General features: G+C 60.9%; 1 protein-coding gene. It reads left to right on the top strand.

Features of this window, described 5'->3' with window-relative positions:
• The first annotated feature begins 211 nt into the window (after window positions 1-211).
• Window positions 212-1,501 (top strand): IS4 family transposase, encoded by a 1,290-nt coding sequence (locus GPL20_RS38475; RefSeq protein ID WP_157337935.1) that lies wholly within the window; start codon window positions 212-214, stop codon window positions 1,499-1,501.
• Window positions 1,502-1,504: the final 3 nt, after the last annotated feature.

Consider the following 1,504-nt stretch of genomic DNA (forward strand, 5'->3'; position numbering starts at 1 on the left):
GTCCCCGCGTTCGCGCTAGAGCATGCACATATCTGGTGCGGCGGATTGACTCGGGTAGGCGGCGGGGGATTCCAGAATCGGAAGTCTGTGTGATTTCTATTCCACACTCCATGGTTGGACGGGGTGCTGCGATGTTGTCGCGAAATGATTGGACGTTGGGTCGGTTCGGGGATCGTCGTCTCGATAAAGGGGGGCGGCGCTCATCGAACGCATGGTCGCGAGCAAAACGGTGTGCCTGCGACGGCTTTCCAGGGGTGACCGGGCGCTGGAAGTGCGGTTCAATCGCTTTCTCGGCCACGACAAGGTGACGGCGGAGCGGATCATCGAAAGCTGGGGCGAAGGCACGGTTGCCGCGGTAGGGGGCCGCCACGTGCTGGCCATCCAGGACACCAGCGAAATCCATTTCAACACGACGTCGCAACGTCGGCGCGGGCTCGGAGAGATCGGCAAAGGCAATAATTATGGTGTGCTGTTGCATCCGCTGTTGGCGGTGGATGCCGACGATGGCACCTGTCTTGGACTTTTGAGCGGACAGATCTGGACGCGCAAAGGTCGTCGCGCGACCTCGCACGACGATCGGGAGTTGTCAGACAAGGAATCGCAGCGCTGGATATCCACTGTCGTTGCAGCCAGGCCGCTGCTCACCAAGGCCGCGGCGGTGACGGTCCTGGGTGACCGCGAGAGCGATATCTTTGCCCTTTATGCCAGTTCGGCGGAGCAGCGCGTCCATGTCATCGCGCGCAGCATGCATGACCGCAAGCTTGCCGACCGCAACGATTTGTATGAAGCCAGCGATGCCATGGCCGCGGTGGACCGGCGTGCGATCGAGCTGCCTGCGCGCGCCGCGCGGCCGGCACGGCTGGCCCAGCTCGAACTTTGCTTTGGCGCAATCGAGCTTGCCCGCCCGCAGAGTAAGTTCCTGCGTCATTTACCGAAAAGCTTGTCATTGGCGGTGATCGACGTACGCGAGATCAATGCCGAAACCGGCGTAGAGCCATTGCACTGGCGTCTGCTCACCTCGCACGAGGTCACCAGCGTCGAAGACGCCTGGCGTATCGTCCAATGGTACAAGCAGCGCTGGATCATTGAGCAGTTCTTCCGCGTTCTGAAGACGCAAGGCCTCAAACTCGAAGACAGCCAGATCGGAACCGCCGATCGCCTTCTCAAGCTGGTTGCTATCGCCGCCAAGGCGGCTGTCATCACAATCCAACTTCTTCAGGCGCGCGATGGCGGTCAGCAGCCCATTCTTGTTGCCTTCAATGAGAACGAGATCAGCACGCTTGCTGCCCTCAACCAGCAACTCGAAGCCAGAAGCAAGCGACTAAAAAACCCGCATCCGCCCGACAGCCTCGCCTGGGCCGCCTGGATCATCGGTCGTCTCGGCGGCTGGGATGGCTACCCGTCCTCCAAACCCCCAGGTCCGATAACCCTCAAGAACGGCCTCGAATACTTCCAGGCCGTCGCAGCAGGATGGAGCCTCAGAGATATGTGCATGCTCTAGCGC

Origin of the sequence: Bradyrhizobium cajani, assembly GCF_009759665.1 — a bacterium.
Classification (GTDB): domain Bacteria; phylum Pseudomonadota; class Alphaproteobacteria; order Rhizobiales; family Xanthobacteraceae; genus Bradyrhizobium; species Bradyrhizobium cajani.